Genomic DNA, 22,501 nt, shown 5'->3' on the forward strand with positions numbered 1-22,501 from the left:
ACCACTGCCGGCTAGGACCGGACAAACCCGGCATGCAGCGCATCTTCTCCGGCATCCAGCCTTCGGGCGTCCCCCATCTCGGCAACTATCTCGGCGCCATACGCAACTGGGTGTCGCTGCAGGCCGAACATGAGTGCCTGTTCTGCCTCGTCGACCTGCACGCCATCACCGTCTGGCAGGACCCGGCGATCCTGCGCGAGCAGACCCGCCTGCAGACGGCGGTGCTGATCGCGGCCGGAATCGATCCCGTCCGCCATATCCTGTTCAACCAGTCCGCGGTGAGCGCGCATGCCAGGCTGGCCTGGATCTTCAATTGCGTCTCGCGCATCGGCTGGCTCAACCGCATGACGCAGTTCAAGGACAAGGCCGGCCGCGATCGCGAGGCGGTCTCCTCCGGGCTGTACGTCTATCCGAACCTGATGGCGGCCGACATCCTTGCCTACCACGCGACCCGGGTTCCGGTCGGCGACGACCAGCGCCAGCATCTCGAACTCGCCAACGACATCGCGCAGAAATTCAACCACGACTACGAGGTCGCGTTCTTTCCGGCCATCGAGGCGCTGGTGCCGCCCGACGCCGCCCGCGTCATGAGCCTGCGCGACGGCAGCCGGAAGATGTCGAAGTCCGATCCCTCCGAGCAGAGCCGGATCGCGCTGACCGACGAGGCCGATGCGATCGCGCAGAAGCTGCGCCGCGCCAGGACCGATCCGGCGCCGCTGCCCGAGGCCGTGGATGGCCTCGCCGACCGGCCCGAGGCGCGCAATCTGGTCGAGATCTACGCCGTGCTGGCTGGCCTTTCACCCGCGCAGGTGCTGGCCGAGCATGGTGGCAAGGGGTTCGGGCCATTCAAGGAGGCCTTGACCGCCATCGTGGTGGCGGCGGTGGCGCCGATCGCCGGCGAGACACGGCGGCTGCTCGCCGACACCGCGCGTCTGGATCGGGTGCTGCGCGAGGGTGCCGGGCGCGCGAACGCGATCGCCGGGCCGATCGTCGCCGAGGCGGAACGGATCGTCGGGTTCCTCACATGAGGCAGGCGCTGCACCGCCTGGCCGTCGGGACGCGCGGCAAGGGCCTGACCGAGATCGCGCCGGGAACTGATGCCGCACCTGATCGGCGATCAGGGCGCCCTGGCGCGACCGAAGCCGCGCCAGGATAGTGTCAGCGGCTCTTCTTGTAGAGCTTGCTGGCAATCTCGAAGATCTCCTCCGGCGCGTAGTCCGGAGCAAAGGCGCCGTAGTTGCCGTCGAGTTCGGGGATCTTGCCGCCTTCCGGCAGTCCGTCGACAACTTCGAGATTGCCCGGCGGATCGCCCGGCAGAGCCACCTCGTCGTTCGACCAGACGCCGGCGGCTTCCTGGTAGTCGCCCGGGCTGAAGCGATACAGCCGGCGATGGCTGCCTTCCTGCAGATATTTCTGGCATTCCGGGACGCGGCTGAGGTTGATGTTCGGCGTCGGCAGCATCTTCTCGATCGACACGCCGGTCAGCTTCTTCAGGGCGAGCGCATAAGCGTGAGCATGCACCGAGCCGCGCACCAGCAGGTAGCCACAGACCTCGCGGCCGGTCGGCTCGGTCATCGTCTCGTACACACGCAGCTTGTGGATGCGCGCGCCGCATTCGAGATGGAAGTTGTGCAGCAGGTCGATGATCAGGTTCCCGGTCGTGGTCACCATGTCCATGTTCCACGACGCGGCGTTGCTGTTCATCGGCATGGCGCCACCGCCATTGGCAAGGAAGCTGCCGGCGAGGCGGACGTCCTGCATGTCCTCGAACGGCGCCTTGGAGATGTCCACGTTCTCGGTCGGATCGCCAGGGCCGTTGTTCAGCATCGAGACGCCGGTGCTGACCAGTTCCACATGGCCAAGCTCCTCGGCGAAGATGCTGGAGACGAGGCTGTAGAACGGCTTCAGCTTGGTCTTGTTGCGAAAGTTGAAGCTCTGGAACATGTAGTTCCCAAGCGTGGACATCTCGCCATACTTGCCGCCGAGCAGCTCCTGCAGGGCGGCCGCGGCATTCGGCTCGGGCTTCTTCGGCTCCGGCAGGGCTGCCTGGAGCTTGTCGATACGCATGAACATGGCGAACGATCCTGTCGCGGTTGCGCGGACCCTACGGATCGCCGCGGCCGCGGTTGCGGTCGCCGGCCGGACACGATCCCGCGCCCGCGCGCACCGTTACGTGACGAGTGGCGGCTCTGCCAGGATGCGCGCGTGATGCGCTGCATGCTCCTCGATCACGCTCTGGATGAACCAGTAGGAATGGTCGTAGCCGGGATGCAGCCGCAGGCTGAGGCGCTGGCGGGCGGACGCCGCCGCCTCGCGCAACGCCTCGGGGTGGAGTTGCGTCGCCAGCCACTGATCCGCCTCGCCCTGGTCGACCAGGATCAGGGTCGGATGCGTGTGGCCGGACCGCAGCATCAGCGTCGCGTCGTGCCGGGCCCAGGCCGCGCGATCCGGTCCGAGATAGCGGCTGAAGGCCTTCTGGCCCCACGGGGCTGCCGACGGGTTGGCAATCGGTGCCAATGCCGAGACCGACTGCCAGCGCGTCGGGTTCGCCAGCGCCAGCGTCAGCGCGCCATGGCCGCCCATCGAGTGGCCGATGATGCCGCGACGCGCCGGCTCGATCGGGAACTGCGCCTCGACCCAGCCGGGCAGTTCGTAGGCGACGTGGCTGCCCATGCGGTAATGCGCCGACCAGGGCGCCTCAGTGGCGTCCAGATAGAACCCGGCGCCGGTGCCGAAATCCCAGTCATCCGCCTCGCCGGCGATGCCGGCGCCGCGCGGACTGGTGTCGGCGGCCACGATGGCGAGGCCATGCCGGGCGGCATGGCGCAACACACCCGACTTGGTGACGAAGGTCTCCTCGTTGCAGGTCAGGCCGGCCAGCGCATACAGCGCCGGCACCGTCTGGCCGGCGAGCGCCCCACCTTCCAGAACTTGGCCGGGCAGGAACACCGCGAACCGCGCCGGCAGGCCGAGGGCCTCGGAGTGCGCCTCGTAGAAGCCGATGCGCCCGCCATGGCAGGCGTGCTCCAAGCGGGTGGTGATCTCGGGCATCAGTAGATCACCACGGAGCGGATGCTTTCACCGCGCGTCATCAGGTCGAAGCCCTCGTTGATCCGCTCCAGCGGCAGGCGGTGGGTGATCAGCGGATCGATCTCGATCTTGTGGTCCATGTACCAGTCGACGATGCGCGGCACGTCGGTGCGGCCGCGCGCGCCGCCGAAGGCCGAGCCGATCCAGCGCCGTCCGGTGACCAGCTGGAACGGCCGGGTCGAGATCTCCTGCCCGGCGGAGGCCACGCCGATGATGGTGGACACCCCCCAGCCGCGATGCGCGCATTCCAGCGCCTGGCGCATCAGGGTCGGGTTGCCGACGCACTCGAAGGAGAAGTCGGCCCCGCCGCCGGTCAGCTCCACGAGGTGGCCGACCACGTCGCCGTCCGGCCCGAGATCCCCCGCTCCAAGAGAATGGGGGTTCACGAAATGGGTCATGCCGAACCTTCGCGCCATCTCCTCGCGTGCGGGATTGATGTCGACGCCGACGATCATGTCGGCGCCGGCGATGCGCGCACCCTGGATGACGTTCAGCCCGATGCCGCCGAGGCCGAACACCACCACCGTGCTGCCGACCTCGACCTTGGCGGTGAACAGTACCGCGCCGATGCCGGTGGTCACCCCGCAGCCGATGGTGCAGATGATGTCGAACGGCGCGTCCGGGCGCACGCGGGCCAGCGCGATCTCGGGCAGCACGGTGTAGTTCGCAAAGGTCGAGCAGCCCATGTAGTGCAGGATCGGCTGCCCCTTGCAGGAGAAGCGCGAGGTGCCGTCCGGCATCAGGCCGCGCCCCTGCGTCGACCGGATCGCGGTGCACAGGTTGGTCTTGCGGCTGAGGCAGCTTCTGCACTGCCGGCATTCCGGCGTGTAGAGCGGGATGACGTGATCGCCGGGCGCGAGCGAGGTCACGCCGGGGCCGACCTCCGCCACCACGCCGGCACCCTCATGGCCGAGGATCGCCGGAAACAGCCCCTCGGGATCGGCGCCGGACAGGGTGTATTTGTCGGTATGGCAGATGCCGGTCGCCTTGATCTCGACCAGCACCTCGCCCGCGCGCGGGCCTTCGAGCTGCACCGTCTCGATTTGCAACGGCGAGCCCGCCTCGAATGCCACTGCCGCACGCACATCCATCGGTCCCGCTCCCACCGGTCATCTGCGCGCCAGCAGAACCCCCGGCGCCGGGGCCGTCAACGCACGGTCGTGCGAAACGCCTCGCCTTGCCCGTCATGGTCGCTGCGGCCACGATGCCGGCATGATCGTCGATCGCAATGCCGGGGCCCTGCAGCTGCTGCGCGAGAGCCTGCGTCCGCTGCTGATCCTGTTCGCCTGGGACCTGGTCGTGGTCGGGGTCTTCCAGCTTGCCCACCGGCCCTGGATGGAGCAGCCGGCGTTGCCGGTCACGCTGATCGGCTCGGCGCTGATCCTGTTCATGAGCGTGCGCAACAACGTGGCCTATGCGCGCTGGTGGGAGGCGCGCACGCTGTGGGGTGCCGTCGTCAACAACACCCGCTCGTTCGCCCGGCAGGCCGAGACGCTCGCCCAGGGCCGTCCCGACCTGACACGGGCGATGGTGGCCTACGCGCATGCGCTGCGGGGCGGGCTGCTCGGGGCGGAGGTCACCGCCGAGATCGCGCCGCTGCTGCCAGCCTCGATGGCGGCGCTGATCCTGGAGCGGAACAACAAGCCGAACGCCATCCTCTACGAGATCGGCCGCGAGATCAGCCGCAGCGTGCGCGTGCAGCATCTCGACGGCGCGGTGCATGCCGAGATCGATCGCATATTGTCCGATATCGCCAACGCGCAGGGCGGCCTCGAGCGGATACGCAACACGCCGCTGGCGATCCAGTTCTCGATCTTCCCCGGCCTGATCGCGCGGATCTTCTGCGTGCTGCTGCCGCTGTCGATGGTGCAGGAGCTCGGCTGGCTCACCCCGTTCGGCTCGACCCTGGCCGGCTTCCTCTATATCGCGCTCGACAAGATCGGCGCCGACCTGGAGAACCCGTTCCGCGACAGCGTGCATGCCATTCCGATGGCGGCGATCACGCGGACCATCGAGATCGACCTGCTGCAATCGATCGGCGATCGCGCGCCGCCGCCCATGGCGCCGGAGCGCGGAGTGTTGCGGTAGTGGATAAGATTTGACGATTGATACCTATACCGTAAGTCAGGTTGCATTCGACGCTTCCGGCCGCCGGAGCGAGGTAGGCTGTCGTCATGTCCGAAATCGATCGCCATCTCGTCACCCGCTTGATTGCGACACAGTTCCCAGAGTGGGCCGATCTCGCGGTCGCTCCGGTAGAAGCAGGCGGTTGGGACAACAGGATGTTCCATCTTGGAAGCCACATGGTTGTCAGACTTCCCAGCGCAGAGGCCTACGCCGCGCAGGTGGAGAAGGAGCAGCGCTGGCTTCCACAACTCGCTCCTCATTTGCCCCTGCCCATCCCAACGCCGATTGGCCTGGGCAAACCGGGTTTCGGCTATCTCTGGCCGTGGTCGATCCACCGCTGGCTTGATGGTGCTCGGCTCAGCTCAGCGCACGTCTCTGATCACGGCAGATTGGCTGAAGATTTGGCTCGCTTTCTCAACGCCTTACATTCGGTCGACATCAAGGAGGCGCCTCGAGCCGGAGCGCACAACTTCCATCGCGGCGGCCCCCTTCAGGTCTACGACGAAGACACCCGTGGAGCTTTGAAGCTCCTCGCCAACGAGGTTGATCTGATGATTGCCCTGGACCTCTGGGACGAGGCGACGAGCACGTTCTGGGCGTCAGACCCGGTCTGGGTTCACGGAGATGTCGCTGAAGGCAACCTCCTCGAGGAAGGTGGCGTGCTTTGCGCAGTCATTGACTTCGGTTGCATGGCCGTCGGCGACCCTGCCTGCGACCTTGTGATGGCTTGGACATTCTTCGGTCAAGCTGCGCGAGCACGTTTCAAGGCGTCGCTGCAACTGGATGAAGCGACCTGGAAACGAGGTCGAGCTTGGGCTCTCTGGAAGTCGCTCATTACGCTTGTCCAGAGCCGCGAGGGTGATCCGTCCGGGGCCGCCCGCCAGCGGGCGATCCTCGACAGGATCTTGAGCGACTTTCAGACACCCCCGGCAATCGTCTGAGTTCGCCTGGGCTCATGTCGGAGTGCTTCGGACGACCGGAGGCCCCGCTCATAGCCTGAAGGCGACCGGACCTGCCGTTATCAGGACGCGCGCAACTCGAAGCGGCGGATTTCCGGCTGGCTGAGCAGGAATGCCACGCTCGCGACAATGCAGAGCCCGCTCAACCCCAGACTGGCTGGCGCTCCCAGCAGACCCATGACCGGTCCCGCCAGGATATAGCCCACAGGGTTGAGGCCCGTATTCGCCAGCTGGACCATGGCCATGGTTCTCGACAGCATCGAACGGGCGATCTCCCTCTGGATGGCCGTGATCGTCAGGACGCTGAGCATCGCAGCCCCGATGCCGAAGGCGACACCGCCCACGACGACCACTGGGAGCGGCGCGTGGAAGGCGAGCAGGAACATCGGCACGGACAGCATGCTGGCCGCCACTTCCACGCCCAGCAGCAGTCTGCGCGGTTGGCGGCGCGCGCAGGCGGCCGCCCCGAGCACCGCCCCCACACCGATCCCGCTCAGGAGCGTGCCCCATGCTCCCGCTCCGGCAGAGATCCGTGAAAGCAGGGCCGGCGCAATGACGTTGAAGGGTGCTGCGGCCAGCATGTTGAGAGCACCATACTGGACAAGCAGCATGCAGAGCCAACGGGTCTGCCTGATGGCCTGCACCGCCTCGCCCAGCTCGCCTCGGATGGATCGTCCCTTCGGCGCTGGTGGGGGCGCCTTGGCTGGGGGCCTGATCAACATCAGGCAGGCCGCACTCGCGATATAGCTGCCTGCGTCGACGGCGATCCCCCAGCCAGGGCCGATCGCGGCCACGACGATGCCCCCGATGGCCGGCCCGACCACCATGGCCAGCGCGTTGCCCGTCCTCAGCAGCCCGTTCATCCGACCGAGTTGCTCTGTGGCGACGATCTCGGCGAGGAAGCCGCCGCTCGCCGGCTGGAAGAAGGCATTCCCAGCCCCGACGATCGCCGAGACCAGGACCATCAAGGCCAAGGGGCCATGCCCGTAGATCAGGCAGGCCGCCAAGATCGTCTGTGCGCCAGCCCGGAGCAGATCCGCACCGATCATGATGCTCCGTCGCGACCAACGGTCCCCGGCGACGCCGCCGAGCAGGAGCAGGATGATGGTGGGAAGGCTCTGCGCCGCCAGGACAAGACCAAGGCCGTTGGCGCCATGCCCCGTATCCAGCACGGCGAAGCTCAACGCGACAGGAACGAGCGCGGTCCCGGCGTAGGACAGGGTTGCTCCGGTCAGATAGATGAGCGCGTGTTGGGGTTCAGTCACGATATGCTTGTCCGGCAATAAGGGATTACTGTTTGACAGATACTCGCGCGGCGCCGACGATGTGGCAACCCGCTATGGAGCGCCTGCATGGCCGTCGTTACCCTTGTCAGGCCGGCTCCTGACAGCTTTGCCAAGCCGACAGGAGCGGCAGGTTGGGCCGAGCCTGGCGAAGCCTACGGCAGGCTGCGCCTGTACGGGCGCACGATGAAGTTCTGCTTCATCGTCGTGCTGGCCGCATGGATCACGCTGCAGGTCGGCTGCCTGCTCTCGCTGTTCCTGCATTTTCATTCCGGTATCGTCTTGGGCACGATTGACGGCACCATTGCCTTCAGGTTCTGGCCCCCGATCGAATATTTCGCGCCCACGCATGCCCAGGCGCACGAATTCGTTCCGAAGGCTTATTCGTTCGCCGTATCGACCATATTTTCCATGATACTGGTCGTGGCATCAGTTCCGTTCTGTTGCAGTCTGGCGCTGCTGGCGCAGCTTTCCACATTCTATTCGCGGGGCGAGGTATTCAGTCAGAGGAACTCGATCGTCATGAGGCGGATTGGTCACTCGGTCATGGCCACCGGATACTCACCGCTCCTGCTCGGCCCTTTTGCCCACATGATCGGTGTACTCAGGCCTGTAACCGGAGTGACCAACGGGATGATCGCGTTCTGTCTCGTGGGGTTGGTTCTGCTCGCGATCTCCCATGTCATGACGATCGGGCAGCGCCTGCAGCAGGATCAGGAGGAGATCCTGTAATGCCGATCATTCTTCACCTCGACATGATGCTGCTTCGGCGCAAGGTAAGGTCGAACGAGTTGGCACGCGCCGTCGGGATTACAGAATCGAATCTGTCGATGATCAAATCAGGCAGGATAAAAGGCATCCGATTCTCGACGCTCGAGGCCATCTGTCATTATCTGAAATGCCAGCCGGGAGACATCCTCGAATATGCTTCTGATGATAACCAGGGGAATGAGCAGCTATCAAAGGCTGGCTAGAGGCGCGTCGCAGCCAACTGCTCCCGAACCTGACTATCGCTCCGGTCGTGGTCGATGATGTCGCCCGATTCATAACGAACGCGCACCAGTGGCGACCGGCCCCGAGCGTGCCGGCCGGAGGTCCCGCTCATAGCCTGAAGGCGTCGCGGATGCGCAGGGCGTTCTGCGCCGGTGTGGAGTCGGAGGTCTCGATCTCAAGATCATACCTCTGACCACGATGAACCCGGTCAAACTGCCACCGTGCCAGACCGAGTTGGCGGTCGCCTCTTGCTCGCTCGCGTGCCTCGAGGACCTCCAGCGACGCCAGGAGGCCGACGAACCGGAGGTTGACGCCGGTCAGTAGGGCTCGATAATGATCGGCCTCACCTGCCTCCAGCATGACGTCATCCACGACGAGATCGTTTCCCGGTGCCGCCAGGGCAGCAATTGCGTGCCGCATGCCGCGCATAGTCCGTGCCATGACCGGACCGGTCTTGATGACTACGGATGGCGCCCCCTGCTCCTGCTCGATGTCGAAGATCATGCCATCTGGATGGCCGAACATCCGCTTCGGCAGCATGTCGATGAAGACGTCCATCGAGACATGCAGGAAGGGTTTTGTCGTGATCTCCTGCAGGGCGTGCGCGGTCGAGCTTTTGCCGACGCTTCCTGCGCCGTTCAGGATGATGACGTACGGCCGGTCTGCCATGGTCCCGCTCCCGATGCCCGCTTGGTGGCAACGATGGCTCACTCCGCCTCTGATGCCAAGGACCGCTTCAGATTGTGAGCGGCATGCTAGTGTCCTGAACCCGAAGTTCGCTCATTAACTGTATAAGTGGTTCGGGTGCAGAACCTCTCGATGGTTGCGAGGATGTCGTCGGCGGACTTCGTCCAACGGAACGGCTTCGGGTCGGCGTTGTGCTGGTTGATGAAAGTCTCGATCGTCTGGTGGAGGCTGGCGACGCTACGGTGAACGCCGCGTCTGATCTGCTTCTCGGTCAGCAAACCGAAGAACCGCTCGACCTGGTTCATCCACGACGCGCTGGTCGGCGTGAGGTGGATGTGCCACCGGGGGCGCTTGGCGAGCCAGTTGCGGATCAAGGGCGTCTTATGGGTAGCGTAGTTGTCCATCACCAGGTGGACATCGAGCTGGGCCGGAACATTGGCCTCGATCTCGTCGAGAAACTTGCGAAACTCGCCAGCACGATGCCGGGGATAGCAACGGCCGATGACATGTCCGGTGGCGATGTCGAGGGCAGCAAACAGCGATGTCGTGCCGTGCCGTTTGTAATCATGGGTCTGCCGCTCGACCTGCCCCGGCCTCAACGGCAACATCGGCTGGCTTCGATCGAGCGCCTGGATTTGCGACTTCTCATCGACGCAGAGCACAACCGCATGCCGGGGCGGCGAGACGTAGAGGCCGACGACGTCCCGGGTCTTGGCGACGAAATCCGGATCGGTCGACAGCTTGAACGTCTCGACGCGGTGCGGCTGCAGGCTGAACGCCCGCCAGATCCGTTGCACGCTCGTGCTCGACAAGCCCGAGGCGCGGGCCATGCTGCGCGAACTCCAGTGGGTCGCGCCGAGCGGCAGGCTCTCAAGGGTCCGGACAATCACATCCTCGATCCGGGCATCGTCAAGGGTGCGCGGCGCTCCGGAGCGTGGCTCGTCCAGCAGCCCGTCCATGCGATGCGCTGCAAAGCGTCGCCGCCATTTGCTGACGGTGACCTGATCCACGCCGAGGGACGCTGCGATGTCCTTGCCGTAGCCACCATCGGCGCAAGCAAGAATGATCCTTGCACGCATCGCCCGGCCTTGAGCGGTCGACCGCAGCTGGCTTAACGTCAGCAGCTCCGCACGCTCCGCATCGCTCAACACTATGGCGGCAGGCGGTCGACCTCTCATGTTCCGCTCCTCACCAACCAAAGGAGTATCCCATACACAAAGGTCGAGTACAAGAGTTCTCAAGCGAACTTCGGGTTCAGGACACTAGGCGGCGAACAAGTTGCTCGAGACGCGCTATAACCGAACTATGTTGACCGGATCGTGTGCTTGCGGGCGGGTGTGTTACGAGATCAAGGGACAGCTTCTGGGACCGGTGACCTATTGTCATTGCTGGCGCTGCCGCAAGCAATCCGGGTCAAGCTTAGCGCAACGCGTGAAGGCCAAGGGCTTCGCCCCCTCGATCCGCTTCGCGGCTCAAGCCCATCAAAGGCAAGCCCTTGAGATCCTTGAATTTCAGAATCGGGGTCTGGGGCCCCCACTGCTCCAAGACGGGGCCCCAGCGGGACCAGGGCAGCGCCCTGGCCTTGCTTTTCCAGCATCCTGTTAGACTGGAAATAGCGGACGAGCTGAACAGGCACGCTTCGTGCATCGACGGGACAGCCCCCACTCGGAGCTGCCATGCCTTCCTCCGACATGCGCCGCTGGACGCAGCTCGCACTCGGCCTGCTCGTGATGATGACGATCTCCAGTCCGCAATATGTCTGGACGCTCTTCGTCCATTCCTTCCAGGCTGGGACCCATAGCTCGCTCGCCGCCGTTCAGGTGACCTTCACCGCCCTCGTCGTGCTGCAGACGTTTTTCTCGCCGGCGCAAGGCTATCTGATCGACCGGCTCGGACCAAAGGTGATGATTGCCATTGGAGCCGCCCTGTCAGGAGCCGGTTGGGCTGCATCCGCGTTTGCGACCACGCTGGTCGGCCTCTATGCGAGCTACGGCCTGCTCTGCGGCCTCGGCACCGGCATCGTCTATGTCGGAATCATCGGCCTGATGGTGCGTTGGTTTCCCGAGCGGCGCGGCTTCGCCGCCGGCGTCGTCGCGGCCGGCTACGGCATGGGCGCCGTGGTCACCACCTTCCCGATCAGTTCCATGATCGCGTCGAGCGGCTTCCGCCACACCCTTCTCGCCTTTGGCCTGGCATTTGCCGCTGTCGGAGTGCTTGCCGCGCTCTTTCTCCGCACGCCGGTGCCAGGGGAGGCGGCGGTAGGCAGCGCACGCGCCGCGGACGGAGCTGACCCCGCCTTGGATGTTGCACCCGGCGCCATGCTCCGCACGAAGCTGTTCTGGCTGATGTTCATCATGATGACGATGATGTCGACCGGCGGTCTCATGGTCGCTGCCAACTTCGCCAACTTCGCGCATGAGTTCGGTGTCGCAAACCAGATCGTTTTTGGTGTCGCGGCACTTCCGTTCGCACTCACCTTCGACCGCGTCACCAACGGCCTGACGCGCCCGTTCTTCGGCTTCGTGTCGGATCGCCTCGGCCGCGAGGAGACCATGGCAGTTGCCTTCTGCGCCGAGGCGCTCGCCATCGCACTCCTGCTCAACTTCCGCCACAACGCCTACGCTTTCGCACTTCTATCGGGCGTCGTCTTCTTTGCCTGGGGCGAGATCTTCTCGCTTTTCCCCTCCGTGCTCACCGACACGTTCGGCCCACGCCACGCCACAACCAACTACGGCTTCCTGTACATGGCGCAGGGCGTCGGCTCCCTGCTCGGCGGCCCCGTCGCGGCCCTGCTGCACGACGCCGCCGGAGGCTGGGTGCCGGTGTTTGCCATCACGATCGGCCTCGACTTCGCGACCGCATGTCTCGCGATCCTCGTGCTGCGCCCGCTCCGCCGCCAATGGCGTGCGACATGCTCACCGTTGCGGGGCGTCGCCGGCCAGCACGCCTGAGAGCCTGCTTGCAAATCCCTGCTGCTGGCGATCCCCCTCTTTCCAAGCACGGGCGCCTTTCCCTGCGCTCCAGTGCTCACCGCCCCCACTTTTCAAGCATGGGCGGCCGCTCCGCTCCGGTGCTCGGAAAGTCACGCCGGCCGTGGTCCTCCAATGCTTGGGGGGGCCGCTCTCACCCAGCAGCAGGCGTTTTCAAACAGGCTCTGAACCCGCCCGCAGCACATAGAAGATCCGCGCGATATGGAGAGCGGACTTCAGGGGAGGCTTTTGCTCATGTGCATGACGATGCCAATGTCCGGCACAACCTCCTCGTGGTCTGCCCGGTATCCGACCCGCTCGTAGAGCCGCAGGTTCTCGGTGAACCGGCTGTTGGTGTAGAGGCGCACCTCCGCAAGCCGCAGCGACCGTGCGAACTCTTCGGCATGTGCCAGAAGCGCATGGCCATAGCCACGGCCCTGCAAGACAGGCAGGACCGCAACGTTCACGATCATCAGGTGGTCGCTCTCGGGACGCATCTCGATCAACGCGGCGAGTGCGCCATCGACATGCAACAGGTCGATCGCGTGGTCGCGTACAGCAACATCGTAGTCGGCCGTCATCGGCCTAGGCTCTCTGCCGATGACGGCGACCCACTTGGCGTAGGCGGCGCGTGTCAAATCACGAACCGCCGCGACATCAGACGGCGTTGCACGCCGCAGCATCAATCCCGCTTTCAGTGATGGGGTCTGGGGCCGTCGGCCCCAGCGGGTGAAGGGCAGCGCCCTTCGACTTCCTAATCTAGCCGCCCGGGCCGATCAATCCGGCTCCAGGTCGCGCTGCACCACCGGGTTGCGCAGCAGCGTGTCGATCTCCATCGCATAGTCGAGCGCCGTATCGGGCTGGAAATGCAGCTCCGGCACCCCGCGCAGACGCACCGCGTGGCCAAGTTGCGCGCGCAGGAACGGCGCCGCGCGTTTCAATGCGGGAATAAGCGCGTCGATGTCGCTGCGGCCGAGACGGGTGACGAAGGCGGTGGCGTGCTTGAGGTCCGGGCTGATCCGCACCTCGGTGACCGTGATCTGCACGCCGGTCAGTTCGGGATCGCGGAACTCGACGCGCGTGAACAATTCGGCCAGCACGTGCCGGATTTCCTCGCCGACGCGCAGCTGGCGCTGCGTCGGGCCGGCCGCCGCCCGGCTCTTGCCGCGCTTGCCAAGAGCGCCAGAAGGCAGTGGAGACGAAGCAGGGGCCGGCCTGCCGACCGGCCCCTTGGTTTGCGTCCTGCCGCGGGACGCCTTGCTCATCGAGCGGGGCTCAAGCCGGGACCAGCTCCATTTCGTAGCACTCGACCACGTCGCCCTCGCGCAGGTCGTTGAAGCCCGCGAACGACAGGCCGCACTCGTAGCCGCGCGCCACCTCGCGGACATCGTCCTTGAAGCGCTTGAGCTGGCTGAGCTCGCCCTGGTGGATGACCACGTTCTCGCGCAGCAGACGCACGCCACAGCCGCGCTTGACCAGGCCCTCGGTGATGTAGCAGCCGGCCACCTTGCCGGTCTTGGTGATGTCGAACACCCGACGGATCTCGGCGTAGCCGAGGAACTTCTCGCGGTGCTTCGGCGCGATCTTGCCGCGCACCAGCTGCTCGATGTCGTCCGACACCTGGTAGATGATCGAGTAGTAGCGGATATCCACGCCCTCGCGCTGGGCGAGATCGCGGGCCTGGCTGGTGGCGCGCACGTTGAAGGCGACGATGACCGCATCCGACGCCTTGGCGAGCTGGATGTCGCTCTCGGTGATCTGGCCGACGCCGGCGATCAGCACACGGACCTTGACCTCCTCGTGCTCGAGCTTGAGCACGGTGGCCTGGATCGCCTCGGCCGAGCCCTGCACGTCCGCCTTGACCAGGACCGCGACTTCCTTCTGCGCACCCGCCTGGATGCGCGCCAGCATCTGGTCCAGGGTGCCGCGGGCCGCCACATGGCCGGCGGCCTGCTTCTCCTTGATCTTGCGCTGGCGGAACTCGCTGATCTCGCGCGCCCGCGCCTCGTTCTCGACCACCACGAACGGCTCGCCGGCGCCCGGCACGCCGGTCAGGCCGAGCAGCTCCGCAGGCGTCGACGGACCGGCCTGCTTGATCGGGCGGTTCCTGTCGTCGAGCATGGCGCGCACCCGGCCCCACTCGGCGCCGGCCACCACGATGTCGCCCTGGTGCAGGGTGCCGTTCTGCACCAGCACGGTTGCCACCGGGCCGCGGCCGCGATCGAGCCGGCTTTCGACCACCGAACCCTCGGCGGCGCGCTTGGTATTGGCGCGCAGATCCAGGATCTCGGCCTGCAGCAGGATGGCCTCCTCGAGGCTGTCTAGGCCGGTCCGCTTGGTGGCGGAGACCTCGACATCCTGCGTCTCGCCGCCCATCGCCTCGACCACGATGTCGTGGCTCAGCAGCTCCTGGCGCACCCGGTCCGGAATGGCGCCGGGCTTGTCCATCTTGTTGATGGCGACGATGATCGGCGCGTTCGCGGCTTTCGCGTGCCGGATCGCCTCGATGGTCTGCGGCATCACGCCGTCATCGGCCGCCACCACCAGCACCACCACGTCGGTGACGGAGGCGCCGCGGGCACGCATCGCGGTGAAGGCCTCGTGGCCCGGCGTGTCGATGAAGGTGATGCGCGAGCCGCTCGGCAGCTCGACCTGGTAGGCGCCGATATGCTGGGTGATGCCACCCGCCTCGCCGGTCGCCACGTCGGTCGCCCGGAGCGCGTCGAGCAGCGAGGTCTTGCCGTGATCGACATGGCCCATGATGGTCACCACCGGTGCCCGCGGCGACAGGTCGGTATCCACGTCGACCACGCCCTCGATGCCGATCTCGACATCGCTGTCGGCAACCCGGCGGACGCGGTGGCCGAATTCCTGCACCACCAGCTCGGCGGTGTCGGCATCGACCGATTGCGTCACCGTCGCCATCACGCCCATGCGCATCAGCGACTTGATGACGTCGCCGGCCCGGGTCGCCATGCGGTTGGCGAGCTCCTGCACGGTAATGGTCTCGGGCAGCACGACGTCGCGCACGACGCGGACCTGATCGGAGCGCAGCCGCTCCAGCTCGGCCTGGCGACGTTCGCGGTCACGCTGGCGACGCACCGAGGCCAGCGAACGGGTCTTCTCGTCCTCGCCTTCGATGGCGGCCTGCACGTCGATGCGGCCGGTGCGGCGTCCGTCGCCGACCTTCTTGGGAGCCACCACCGGCGTCTTGCGCGGCGGCAGGGCGGCACCCGGACGGCGTGGCGCACCGAAGCGGCGGCTCTCCTCGTCCTCGGGACGGCCCGGCTTGAGTCGCAGCGTCTCGGCGGGCACGGCGGCGGTCTCGGCGCCGCTGCGCGAGGCCGATGCCGGCACCGGCGCCATGGTGGCGCGCTCGGCGAGCGGCCGCAGCGCCTCGCTCCCGGCGCCACGCTGGATGACCTGCACGCCCGGGCGCAACGCCGCCGGACGTGGCGCCGGCGTCGCGCCGGACAGGTCCGCCTGGTCGGCGGCTTCGTGCGCCGCGAGGCGCTTGGCCTCGGCAGCCTGGTCGCGCAGTCGGGCCTCGACCTCGGCCGCCTCGCGGGCCTGATCGTCGGCCAGGCGACGCGCCTCGTCGTCGCGTCGTCGCGCCTCCTCGGCGGCGGAAAGCACGGAAATCTTTTCCTGCTCGCGGCGCTCGGCGTCGCGGCGCGCGGCCTCCTTCTGCTGCTCCTCCAGCACGCGTTGGCGGGTCGCGAGCTCGGAGGCGGTCAGCGCCCGGCCGGCACCCGCCGGACGCGCGGCGGACGCGCCGGCTCCACGCGAGGAGGCCGGCGTCTGGCCGGGCGTGCCGGGAGCCGGCGCCGGGCCGGGGCCACGCTTCTTGCGCACCTCGACCTGCACGACCTTGGAGCGGCCATGGCTGAAGCTCTGCCGTACCGATCCGGCATCCACGGTGCGTCCCAGCTCCAAGCGGCTGGCCGGCCGGAGCGAGAGACGCCCCTTGGCCTGATCCTGGTCGTTGCCTTCGCTCATAGTCCCGCCTGTTCCAACCTGTCCGTGGGATCGTCCCGCCGGACCGGAGCGGCCTGCCCGGCCAGCCCCGCATAACGTCCATTCTCTGCAACCAGCCGCTGGGCCAGAGCCCCGGCCGCCACAGCCACATGCACTACATGGTCACGGCCGAACACCGCGCCCAGCTTCGATCCGGTCAAGACAGCCAGGACCGGCAGATCGCGCGCACCGGACAGCAGGCGCGCCCGCTCGTCGGTGCTGCCGTCCGACGCCTGGACGATGAGGCCGGCCTTGCGGGCCGTGATCCACTCGCGTGCCTTCGTATAGCCGCTCACCGCCTGGCCCGCACGCCGCGCCAGGCCGAGCAGATCGATGATCCGGTGCAGCAATCCGTCCTGCAGCATCACGGCGAGATCGGCAGGGATCGTCAACGGCCCGCGTGCAGCACGCGCGAAGGCCCCCCGCTTGCGGGCGGTTTCTAGCACATCCCCCCGGGCACTCAACCACATTCCCCGTCCTGGCAGACGCGCGGCCAGGTCGGGGGTCAGCACCCGGTCGGGTGACACCACGAAGCGGATCATCCCCTGCGGGCTGGCCCGCTCGCGCGTGACGATGCAGCGACGCAGCGGGCCGCGCTCGCTGTCATCACTGTCGTCCTGGGCAGTGTTTGCGTCGACAGTGTTTGCGTCGATGGTCTCGTCGATTGGCTCAGACGTGGTGCTGCTCCTCGCTGCCCGCTTCGGGTGCGTCGGACACTGCCGGAGCCCCGCCTGCCTCGCTTTGCGCTTCGCCGGCAAACCAGTGCGCGCGGGCGGCCATGATGATCTCGTTCGCCGCCGTCTCGTCGATCGCATCCGAGCCGAGGATCTCGACCAGCTCGTCGCCGGCGAGATCGGCCAGGTCGTCGAGGGTCTTGACACCCTTCTCGCCCAGCATCACCAGCGCCTGCACCGAGAAGCCGCCCATCTCGGCGACCTCGTCGGTCACGCCCAGCGCGCGGCGCTTCTCGTTCAGCGTCTCGTCGCGCCGCACCAGGAAGCCTTCGGCGCGACGGATCAGCTCCTCGGCCACGGTCTCGTCGAAGCCCTCGATGTCGGCCAGCTCGTCGACGGCCACGAAGGCCAGCTCCTCGACCGAATTGAAGCCCTCGGTCACCAGCAGCCCGGCGATCACATCGTCCACGTCCAGCGCCTCGACGAACTGGCCGGAGCGGCGGCGGAACTCCTCCTGCCGGCGCTCGCTCTCCTCCGCCTCGGTCAGGATGTCGATGTCCCAGCGGGTCAGCTGGCTGGCCAGGCGCACGTTCTGGCCGCGGCGGCCGATCGCCAGGCTGAGCTGCTCGTCGGGCACCACCACCTCGACGCGGCCGGCCTCCTCGTCCATCACCACCTTGGTGACCTCGGCGGGTGCGAGCGCATTGACCACGAAGGTCGCCGCCTGCGGGCTCCACGGAATGATGTCGATCTTCTCGCCCTGCAGCTCCTGCACCACCGCCTGCACGCGCGAGCCGCGCATGCCGACGCAGGCGCCGACCGGATCGATCGAGCTGTCGCGCGAGATCACCGCCATCTTAGCGCGCGAGCCCGGATCGCGCGATACCGCCTTGATCTCGATGATGCCGTCATAGATCTCGGGCACCTCCTGCGCGAACAGCTTGGCGAGGAAGGCCGGATGCGTGCGGCTCAAAAAGATCTGGGGCCCGCGCGGCTCGTCGCGCACGTCGTAGATGTAGGCGCGCACGCGGTCGCTGTTGCGGAAACTCTCGCGCGGGATCAGCTCGTCGCGGCGCAGCAGCGCTTCCGCATGGCCGATCTCCACCATCAGGTTGCCGTATTCGGTGCGCTTGACGGTGCCGTTGACGATCTCGCCGACGCGGTCCTTGAACTCGTCGTACTGGCGCTTGCGCTCGTATTCGCGCACCCGCTGGACGATCACCTGCTTGGCGGTCTGCGCCGCGATGCGTCCGAAATCGATCGGCGGCAGCGGATCGACGATGTGCTCGCCGACCTGGATCTCCGGCTTGAATTTTCGCGCGATGTGCACCGGGATCTGCGTCTCGTCGTTCTCGACGGTCTCCACCGCCTCGGTCCAGCGCGTCAGCCGCACGTCGCCGGAGCGCCGGTCGATGGTGGCGCGGATATCCTTTTCGTGGCCGTACTTGGCGCGGCCGGCCTTCTGGATGGCCTGCTCCATCGCCTCGAGCACCTCCTCGCGGTCGATGGATTTTTCGCGCGCGACGGCATCGGCGACCAGCAGAAGCTCGGGACGGGAGACGGCAGTGTCCATGAGATTTCCCTCTCGTATCGTCTAGTGCGTGCGTCTAGCGGGTGCGTCTAGTGCGTCCTGGGCGGCATCTTGCGGTGGCGGCCCGGCTTGCCGGCGGGCGCTACCTCCGCGCCGACGTCCGCCTCGGCGTCCAGGCCACCGATCTTGTTCATCCGGGCCGATGCCGCGATCAGCGCATCCGTCAGCACCAGCCGGGCCCGCCGGAGCTCGGCCAGCGGCAACGCGACCTCGGTGCCGTCATCGAGACGCATGCGTCCGGTGCCGTCCGCCCCACCCAGCACGATGCCGGCGAACCGCTTGCGGCCATCGATCGGGATGTTGACCTCGGCGCGTGCCTGGTGGCCGGCGTAGCGGTTCCAGTCCTTGATGCGCGTCAACGGACGGTCGATCCCGGCCGAACTCACCTCGAGTTCCCATTCCCCCGGAATGGGGTCCTCGACATCCAGCACCGCGCCCACCGCGCGGCTGATCGCCTCGCAATCGCCGACCCCGATCAGTGTGCCGTCGGCGCGATCCGCCATGATCTGCACGGTCGGCCGATCGCGTCCGAGCACGGCGACGCGCACCAGCTCGAAACCCATATCGGTGACGGCGGGCGCGATCATGTCGGCGATGCGCGCTTCCAGTCCGACAAGATGAGGCAGCTCATGATCCACGGCGGGAGACGATCCAAAGCAAAAAAGGCGGCCTTTTACGGCCACCCTCCGAGAGATACGGAAGATCAGGAATAAGCGTTATTTAGTCGCGGCGGATGGGCGTGGCAAGAGCCTCGTCAAGGCCGCGATAGCGGTAGATCAGGACGGCGCCGATCCAGGCCGCGATGAACACGCCGATCACGATGAACCCGATGCTGCCGAAATTGTCGTTCAGCGTCTCGATGCCCTGCCAGAACCGTCCGGACAGGCCGAACTGATTTCCGATCAGCCCGAGCGCCTCGATGCCGCCGATCAGGCCTGCCACCAGCACCGACACCAGGGTGATCACCAGATTGTAGTACAACTTCCTGATCGGCTTGATGACCGCGCCGTCCTTTCCGAAGGCAGGGGCGTACGCGCCCAGCATCAGCACGCCGTCGGTGGTGTCGATCAGCGACATCCCGGCGGTGAACAGGGCCGGCAGCACCATGATCGACCAGACCGGGATGCCCTGTGCCGCCTGTGTCGCCGAGATGCCGAGCAGCGCCACCTCGGTCGCGGTATCGAAGCCGAGCCCGAACAGGAAACCCAGCGGATACATGTGCCAGGCGCGGGTGACGAGCCGGAACAGCGGCCGGAACAGCCGCGCCAGCAGGCCGCGGCTGTTGAGCAGGATGTCGAAATCCTCGTCCACGTAGCGGCCACCGGCCCGCACATGCCGCCAGGTGCGCCAGACCGAAGCCAGGATGACGATGTTGGCGGCTGCGATCGCGAACAGGAACAGGGCCGAGACCAGCGTGCCCACGATGCCGCCGACAGCCTTGTACTGCTCCAGGTGCCGCCCGAGAGCGGTTGCGGTTGCGGCGACACCGGCGGCCGCCAGCACCACCACGGTCGAGTGGCCGAGCGAGAAGAAGAAGCCCACGCTGACCGGGCGCATGCCCTCCTGCATCAGCTTGCGGGTGACGTTGTCGATGGCCGCGATATGGTCGGCATCCACCGCATGCCGCAGCCCGAAGCCGTAGGCCAGCAGGGCGGTGCCGAGCAGCAGCGGGTGCTGCCGGAACACCAGCAGCGCCCATAGCCAGACCGCGAGATTGACGAAGCCCAGCAGGCTGTAGATGCCGATCAATGGGATGCGGAGCGAGCGTGCACCCCGCTGCCGCTCGTCGAACACGGCCCTGATCAGGGTCAGCATGCGCGTCTCCGGGCCATCGCCAGTCAGTGTCGACCGTGCCCAACGCCGCGTGCCAGCCGACGTTCGGCAAGGCGCGCAAGATGCACGAACGGCAGTCCGAGCAGCAGGTATGCCGCCCCGATCAGCAGCCCGGTGCCGAAATAGTCGAAATAGGTGGTCGACAGCCGGACATAGGTCGAGCTGAGCTCGGTGAGCGTGATGACGCTGACCAGCGAGCTGTCCTTCAGCAGCGAGATGAAGTCGTTGGTCATCACCGGCAGCACCAGCCGGAACGCCTGCGGCACCACCACGTGCCGCAGGGCCTGCATCTGCGTCATGTTCAGCGCTACCGCCGCCTCGACCTGGCCATCCGGCACCGATTGCAGGCCGGCGCGGTAGTTCTCCGCCTCGTAGGCGCCGTAGTTCAGCCCGAGCGCCACCACGCCGGCCAGGAACGGGTCGAGCCGGATGCCAAGGCCGGGTAGGCCGTAGAAGATGAACAGGATCTGGATCAGCAGCGGGGTGCCGCGCACGATCTCGACGGCGAGCGTCGCGACCAGGGCGAGCGGGCGCGGGCCGTACCGGCGCGCGATCGCCAGCGCCAGCCCGACCACCACCGCGAGGGCCATGGCGCAGGCCGAGACCAGCAGGGTCAGCCCGGCCGCGCGCGCGATCAGCGGCAGGAAGCTCGCATAGCGGCGCAGCCGGTCCATCGCACCGGGGCTCGGTGCGGTCGCCGCCAGATAATGCCGCCACGCCGAAGGCGGCGCGGCGATCCCCGGCGCCAGCCCGGCAGCATGCGGCGGCGCGAGGTTCCAGCGCTGCAGGATGCGGCGCAGCGAGCCGTCCTGCTGCATGTCCCGCAGCGCCCGGTCCACCTGGCCGCGCAAGCCGTCCTGGCGCTTGGCGAACGCGATGCCATAGGCGAGGTCGCCGACCGGGGCGCCGACCAGCTTCAGCCTGGGGTCGGGGGCTGCGTAGTACAGCGCGATCGGCCAGTCGAGCAGCACCGCATCCAGCCGGTGCAAGGCGAGATCGGAATAGGCGTTGGTCTCCTCGTCATAGGTGCGCACCGCGATCGCGGGCTCGCCCTGCAGGATGCGGTCGGCGAGGCTGGCCTTCAGGGTGCCGACGACGTGAGCGTGCAACGAAGCGAGGCTGTCCAGCCCCGCCTGGTCGCGCCGCACCACGATCTGCTCGAAGGTCCGGTAGTACGGGATCGAGAAATCCACCGCCTCCCGGTGTTCCGGGGTGATCTCGATGCCGTCGATGGCAACGTCGTACAGGCCGCGCTGCAGGCCCGGGATCAGCCCGTCCCAGTCGTTCTGCACCATCAGCGAGGCGCGTCCGAGGCGACGTGCCACGGCCTCGATGATGTCGGTCTCGAAGCCGGTCAGCCGCGAGGGTGCGGCCGGGTCGTGGAACACGTACGGCGCGCCGGACTGCGCGTCGGCACCCCAGCGCAGCGGCGCCTCCGCCCTGGCCGGCACCGCGAGCAACAGGCAGCAGCAGGCCGCCAGCAGCCGCCTCACAGGAAATAATGCTTCAGGAAGCGACGCGTGTCCGGGTGCGCCGGGTTGGCGAACAGGCTGGCCGGCGCGGCGATCTCGACGATCCGGCCGTGCTGCATGAAGGCGATGCGGTCGGACGCGGCGCGGGCGAAGCGCATCTCGTGCGTCACCACGATCTGCGTCATGCCGTCCCGGTCAAGCTGGCGCATCACCGCCAGCACCTCGTCGGTCAGTTCCGGATCGAGTGCCGAGGTCGGCTCGTCGTACAGCATCACCCGCGGCTCGCAGGCCAGGGCGCGGGCGATCGCGGCACGCTGCTGCTGGCCGCCGGACAGGGTGGCCGGATAACGGTCCGCCACATCCGCCAGGCCGACCTTGTCGAGCAGGGCCAGGGCGCGCGCGCGTGCCCGCTCGCGCGGCAACAGCTGCACCACCCTGGGCGCCAGCATGACGTTGTCGAGCACGGTGCGGTGCGCGAACAGGTTGAAGCCCTGGAACACCATGCCGACGCCGCGCCGCAGCCGGTGCGCCTGCTCCTCGTCGGCGCGCCCCCAGCGCTTGCTTTGGCGGGCAACCGAGATCCCGGCCACGCTGACGGAACCGGCATCGGGGATCTCGAGCAGGTTCAGGCAGCGCAGGAAGGTGGACTTGCCGCAGCCGGACGGCCCGATCAGCGAGACCAGCTCGCCTTCGGCCACGTCCAGCGAAATGCCCCGCAGCACCGCGGTGCCGTCGAAAGACTTGTGGAGATCGCGCGCCTCGACGATTGCCGGCCCGGTCTGGCCCGGGCCGGCAGCGTCAGCCAA

Annotated in this window: 21 protein-coding genes; 6 read left to right on the forward strand and 15 right to left on the reverse strand. The window is 67.0% G+C overall.

Annotated features, from left to right (window positions below; genetic code table 11):
• The first annotated feature begins 32 nt into the window (after positions 1 to 32).
• Positions 33 to 1,028, forward strand: coding sequence for a tryptophan--tRNA ligase (gene trpS / locus ACQY4O_RS13665; protein WP_428376910.1), 996 nt, complete (start codon positions 33 to 35; stop codon positions 1,026 to 1,028).
• A 130-nt stretch (positions 1,029 to 1,158) separates the two neighbouring features.
• Here trpS and ACQY4O_RS13670 read toward each other — a convergent pair whose 3' ends face one another.
• From ACQY4O_RS13670 to ACQY4O_RS13680, 3 genes are all read right to left on the reverse strand, one after another.
• Positions 1,159 to 2,073, reverse strand: a complete 915-nt coding sequence (locus tag ACQY4O_RS13670) for a manganese catalase family protein (protein ID WP_428376911.1) — start codon at positions 2,071 to 2,073, stop codon at positions 1,159 to 1,161.
• A 96-nt stretch (positions 2,074 to 2,169) separates the two neighbouring features.
• Positions 2,170 to 3,051 carry an S-formylglutathione hydrolase gene (gene fghA, locus ACQY4O_RS13675; protein WP_428376912.1) on the reverse strand — a complete coding sequence of 294 codons (882 nt, stop codon included), beginning with the start codon at positions 3,049 to 3,051 and terminating at the stop codon, positions 2,170 to 2,172.
• The gene (locus tag ACQY4O_RS13680; RefSeq protein WP_428376913.1) at positions 3,051 to 4,181 is read right to left on the reverse strand and encodes an S-(hydroxymethyl)glutathione dehydrogenase/class III alcohol dehydrogenase; all 1,131 of its coding nucleotides are present in this window, start codon (positions 4,179 to 4,181) and stop codon (positions 3,051 to 3,053) included. The genes fghA and ACQY4O_RS13680 overlap by 1 nt, the downstream gene beginning before the upstream one ends.
• A 121-nt stretch (positions 4,182 to 4,302) precedes the next feature.
• Here ACQY4O_RS13680 and ACQY4O_RS13685 point away from each other — a divergent pair, with 121 nt between their 5' ends.
• Both ACQY4O_RS13685 and ACQY4O_RS13690 read left to right on the forward strand, forming a co-directional pair.
• Positions 4,303 to 5,178, forward strand: a complete 876-nt coding sequence (locus ACQY4O_RS13685; protein ID WP_428376914.1) for a bestrophin family protein — start codon at positions 4,303 to 4,305, stop codon at positions 5,176 to 5,178.
• Between the two features lie 86 nt (positions 5,179 to 5,264).
• Positions 5,265 to 6,158, forward strand: a complete 894-nt coding sequence (locus ACQY4O_RS13690; RefSeq protein ID WP_428376915.1) for an aminoglycoside phosphotransferase family protein — start codon at positions 5,265 to 5,267, stop codon at positions 6,156 to 6,158.
• An 80-nt stretch (positions 6,159 to 6,238) separates the two neighbouring features.
• Here the strand turns inward: ACQY4O_RS13690 and ACQY4O_RS13695 are convergent, their stop codons facing one another.
• Entirely contained in the window at positions 6,239 to 7,441 is a 1,203-nt protein-coding gene (locus ACQY4O_RS13695) for an MFS transporter (protein ID WP_428378196.1), read from the reverse strand.
• A gap of 87 nt (positions 7,442 to 7,528) precedes the next feature.
• Between ACQY4O_RS13695 and ACQY4O_RS13700 the strand changes: the two genes are divergently transcribed.
• Together ACQY4O_RS13700 and ACQY4O_RS13705 are read left to right on the forward strand one after the other, a co-directional pair.
• Positions 7,529 to 8,191 carry a DUF2975 domain-containing protein gene (locus ACQY4O_RS13700; RefSeq protein WP_428376916.1) on the forward strand — a complete coding sequence of 221 codons (663 nt, stop codon included), beginning with the start codon at positions 7,529 to 7,531 and terminating at the stop codon, positions 8,189 to 8,191.
• Entirely contained in the window at positions 8,191 to 8,433 is a 243-nt protein-coding gene (locus ACQY4O_RS13705) for a helix-turn-helix domain-containing protein (protein ID WP_428376917.1), read from the forward strand. Before ACQY4O_RS13700 ends, ACQY4O_RS13705 begins: the two co-directional genes overlap by 1 nt.
• A gap of 127 nt (positions 8,434 to 8,560) precedes the next feature.
• Here the strand turns inward: ACQY4O_RS13705 and ACQY4O_RS13710 are convergent, their stop codons facing one another.
• Positions 8,561 to 9,121: a chloramphenicol phosphotransferase CPT family protein gene (locus tag ACQY4O_RS13710; RefSeq protein WP_428376918.1), complete on the reverse strand. Its 561-nt coding sequence runs from the start codon at positions 9,119 to 9,121 to the stop codon at positions 8,561 to 8,563.
• Positions 9,122 to 9,207: 86 nt separating this feature from the next.
• The gene (locus ACQY4O_RS13715; protein ID WP_428378057.1) at positions 9,208 to 10,317 is read right to left on the reverse strand and encodes an IS630 family transposase; all 1,110 of its coding nucleotides are present in this window, start codon (positions 10,315 to 10,317) and stop codon (positions 9,208 to 9,210) included.
• A gap of 498 nt (positions 10,318 to 10,815) precedes the next feature.
• Here ACQY4O_RS13715 and oxlT point away from each other — a divergent pair, with 498 nt between their 5' ends.
• Positions 10,816 to 12,090, forward strand: coding sequence for an oxalate/formate MFS antiporter (oxlT, locus tag ACQY4O_RS13720; protein ID WP_428376919.1), 1,275 nt, complete (start codon positions 10,816 to 10,818; stop codon positions 12,088 to 12,090).
• Positions 12,091 to 12,344: 254 nt separating this feature from the next.
• Here the strand turns inward: oxlT and ACQY4O_RS13725 are convergent, their stop codons facing one another.
• From ACQY4O_RS13725 to ACQY4O_RS13765, 9 genes are all read right to left on the reverse strand, one after another.
• Entirely contained in the window at positions 12,345 to 12,791 is a 447-nt protein-coding gene (locus tag ACQY4O_RS13725) for a GNAT family N-acetyltransferase (protein WP_428376920.1), read from the reverse strand.
• 93 nt (positions 12,792 to 12,884) lie between these two features.
• Positions 12,885 to 13,373 carry a 30S ribosome-binding factor RbfA gene (gene rbfA / locus ACQY4O_RS13730; RefSeq protein WP_428376921.1) on the reverse strand — a complete coding sequence of 163 codons (489 nt, stop codon included), beginning with the start codon at positions 13,371 to 13,373 and terminating at the stop codon, positions 12,885 to 12,887.
• A gap of 10 nt (positions 13,374 to 13,383) precedes the next feature.
• The gene (infB, locus tag ACQY4O_RS13735; RefSeq protein WP_428376922.1) at positions 13,384 to 16,107 is read right to left on the reverse strand and encodes a translation initiation factor IF-2; all 2,724 of its coding nucleotides are present in this window, start codon (positions 16,105 to 16,107) and stop codon (positions 13,384 to 13,386) included.
• Positions 16,104 to 16,778, reverse strand: a complete 675-nt coding sequence (locus ACQY4O_RS13740) for an RNA-binding protein (RefSeq protein ID WP_428378197.1) — start codon at positions 16,776 to 16,778, stop codon at positions 16,104 to 16,106. Before ACQY4O_RS13740 ends, infB begins: the two co-directional genes overlap by 4 nt.
• A 16-nt stretch (positions 16,779 to 16,794) precedes the next feature.
• On the reverse strand, positions 16,795 to 18,372 hold the full coding sequence (gene nusA / locus ACQY4O_RS13745; protein WP_428376923.1) for a transcription termination factor NusA: 1,578 nt from the start codon (positions 18,370 to 18,372) through the stop codon (positions 16,795 to 16,797).
• A gap of 47 nt (positions 18,373 to 18,419) precedes the next feature.
• Entirely contained in the window at positions 18,420 to 19,028 is a 609-nt protein-coding gene (gene rimP, locus ACQY4O_RS13750) for a ribosome maturation factor RimP (protein WP_428376924.1), read from the reverse strand.
• Positions 19,029 to 19,110: 82 nt separating this feature from the next.
• Positions 19,111 to 20,205, reverse strand: a complete 1,095-nt coding sequence (locus ACQY4O_RS13755; RefSeq protein ID WP_428376925.1) for a HoxN/HupN/NixA family nickel/cobalt transporter — start codon at positions 20,203 to 20,205, stop codon at positions 19,111 to 19,113.
• Positions 20,206 to 20,228: 23 nt separating this feature from the next.
• On the reverse strand, positions 20,229 to 21,716 hold the full coding sequence (locus ACQY4O_RS13760) for an ABC transporter substrate-binding protein/permease (RefSeq protein ID WP_428376926.1): 1,488 nt from the start codon (positions 21,714 to 21,716) through the stop codon (positions 20,229 to 20,231).
• The gene (locus tag ACQY4O_RS13765; RefSeq protein WP_428376927.1) at positions 21,713 to 22,501 is read right to left on the reverse strand and encodes an amino acid ABC transporter ATP-binding protein; all 789 of its coding nucleotides are present in this window, start codon (positions 22,499 to 22,501) and stop codon (positions 21,713 to 21,715) included. The genes ACQY4O_RS13760 and ACQY4O_RS13765 overlap by 4 nt, the downstream gene beginning before the upstream one ends.

It is taken from the genome of Lichenicoccus sp., assembly GCF_965277665.1.
Taxonomy (GTDB): Bacteria; Pseudomonadota; Alphaproteobacteria; order Acetobacterales; family Acetobacteraceae; genus Lichenicoccus.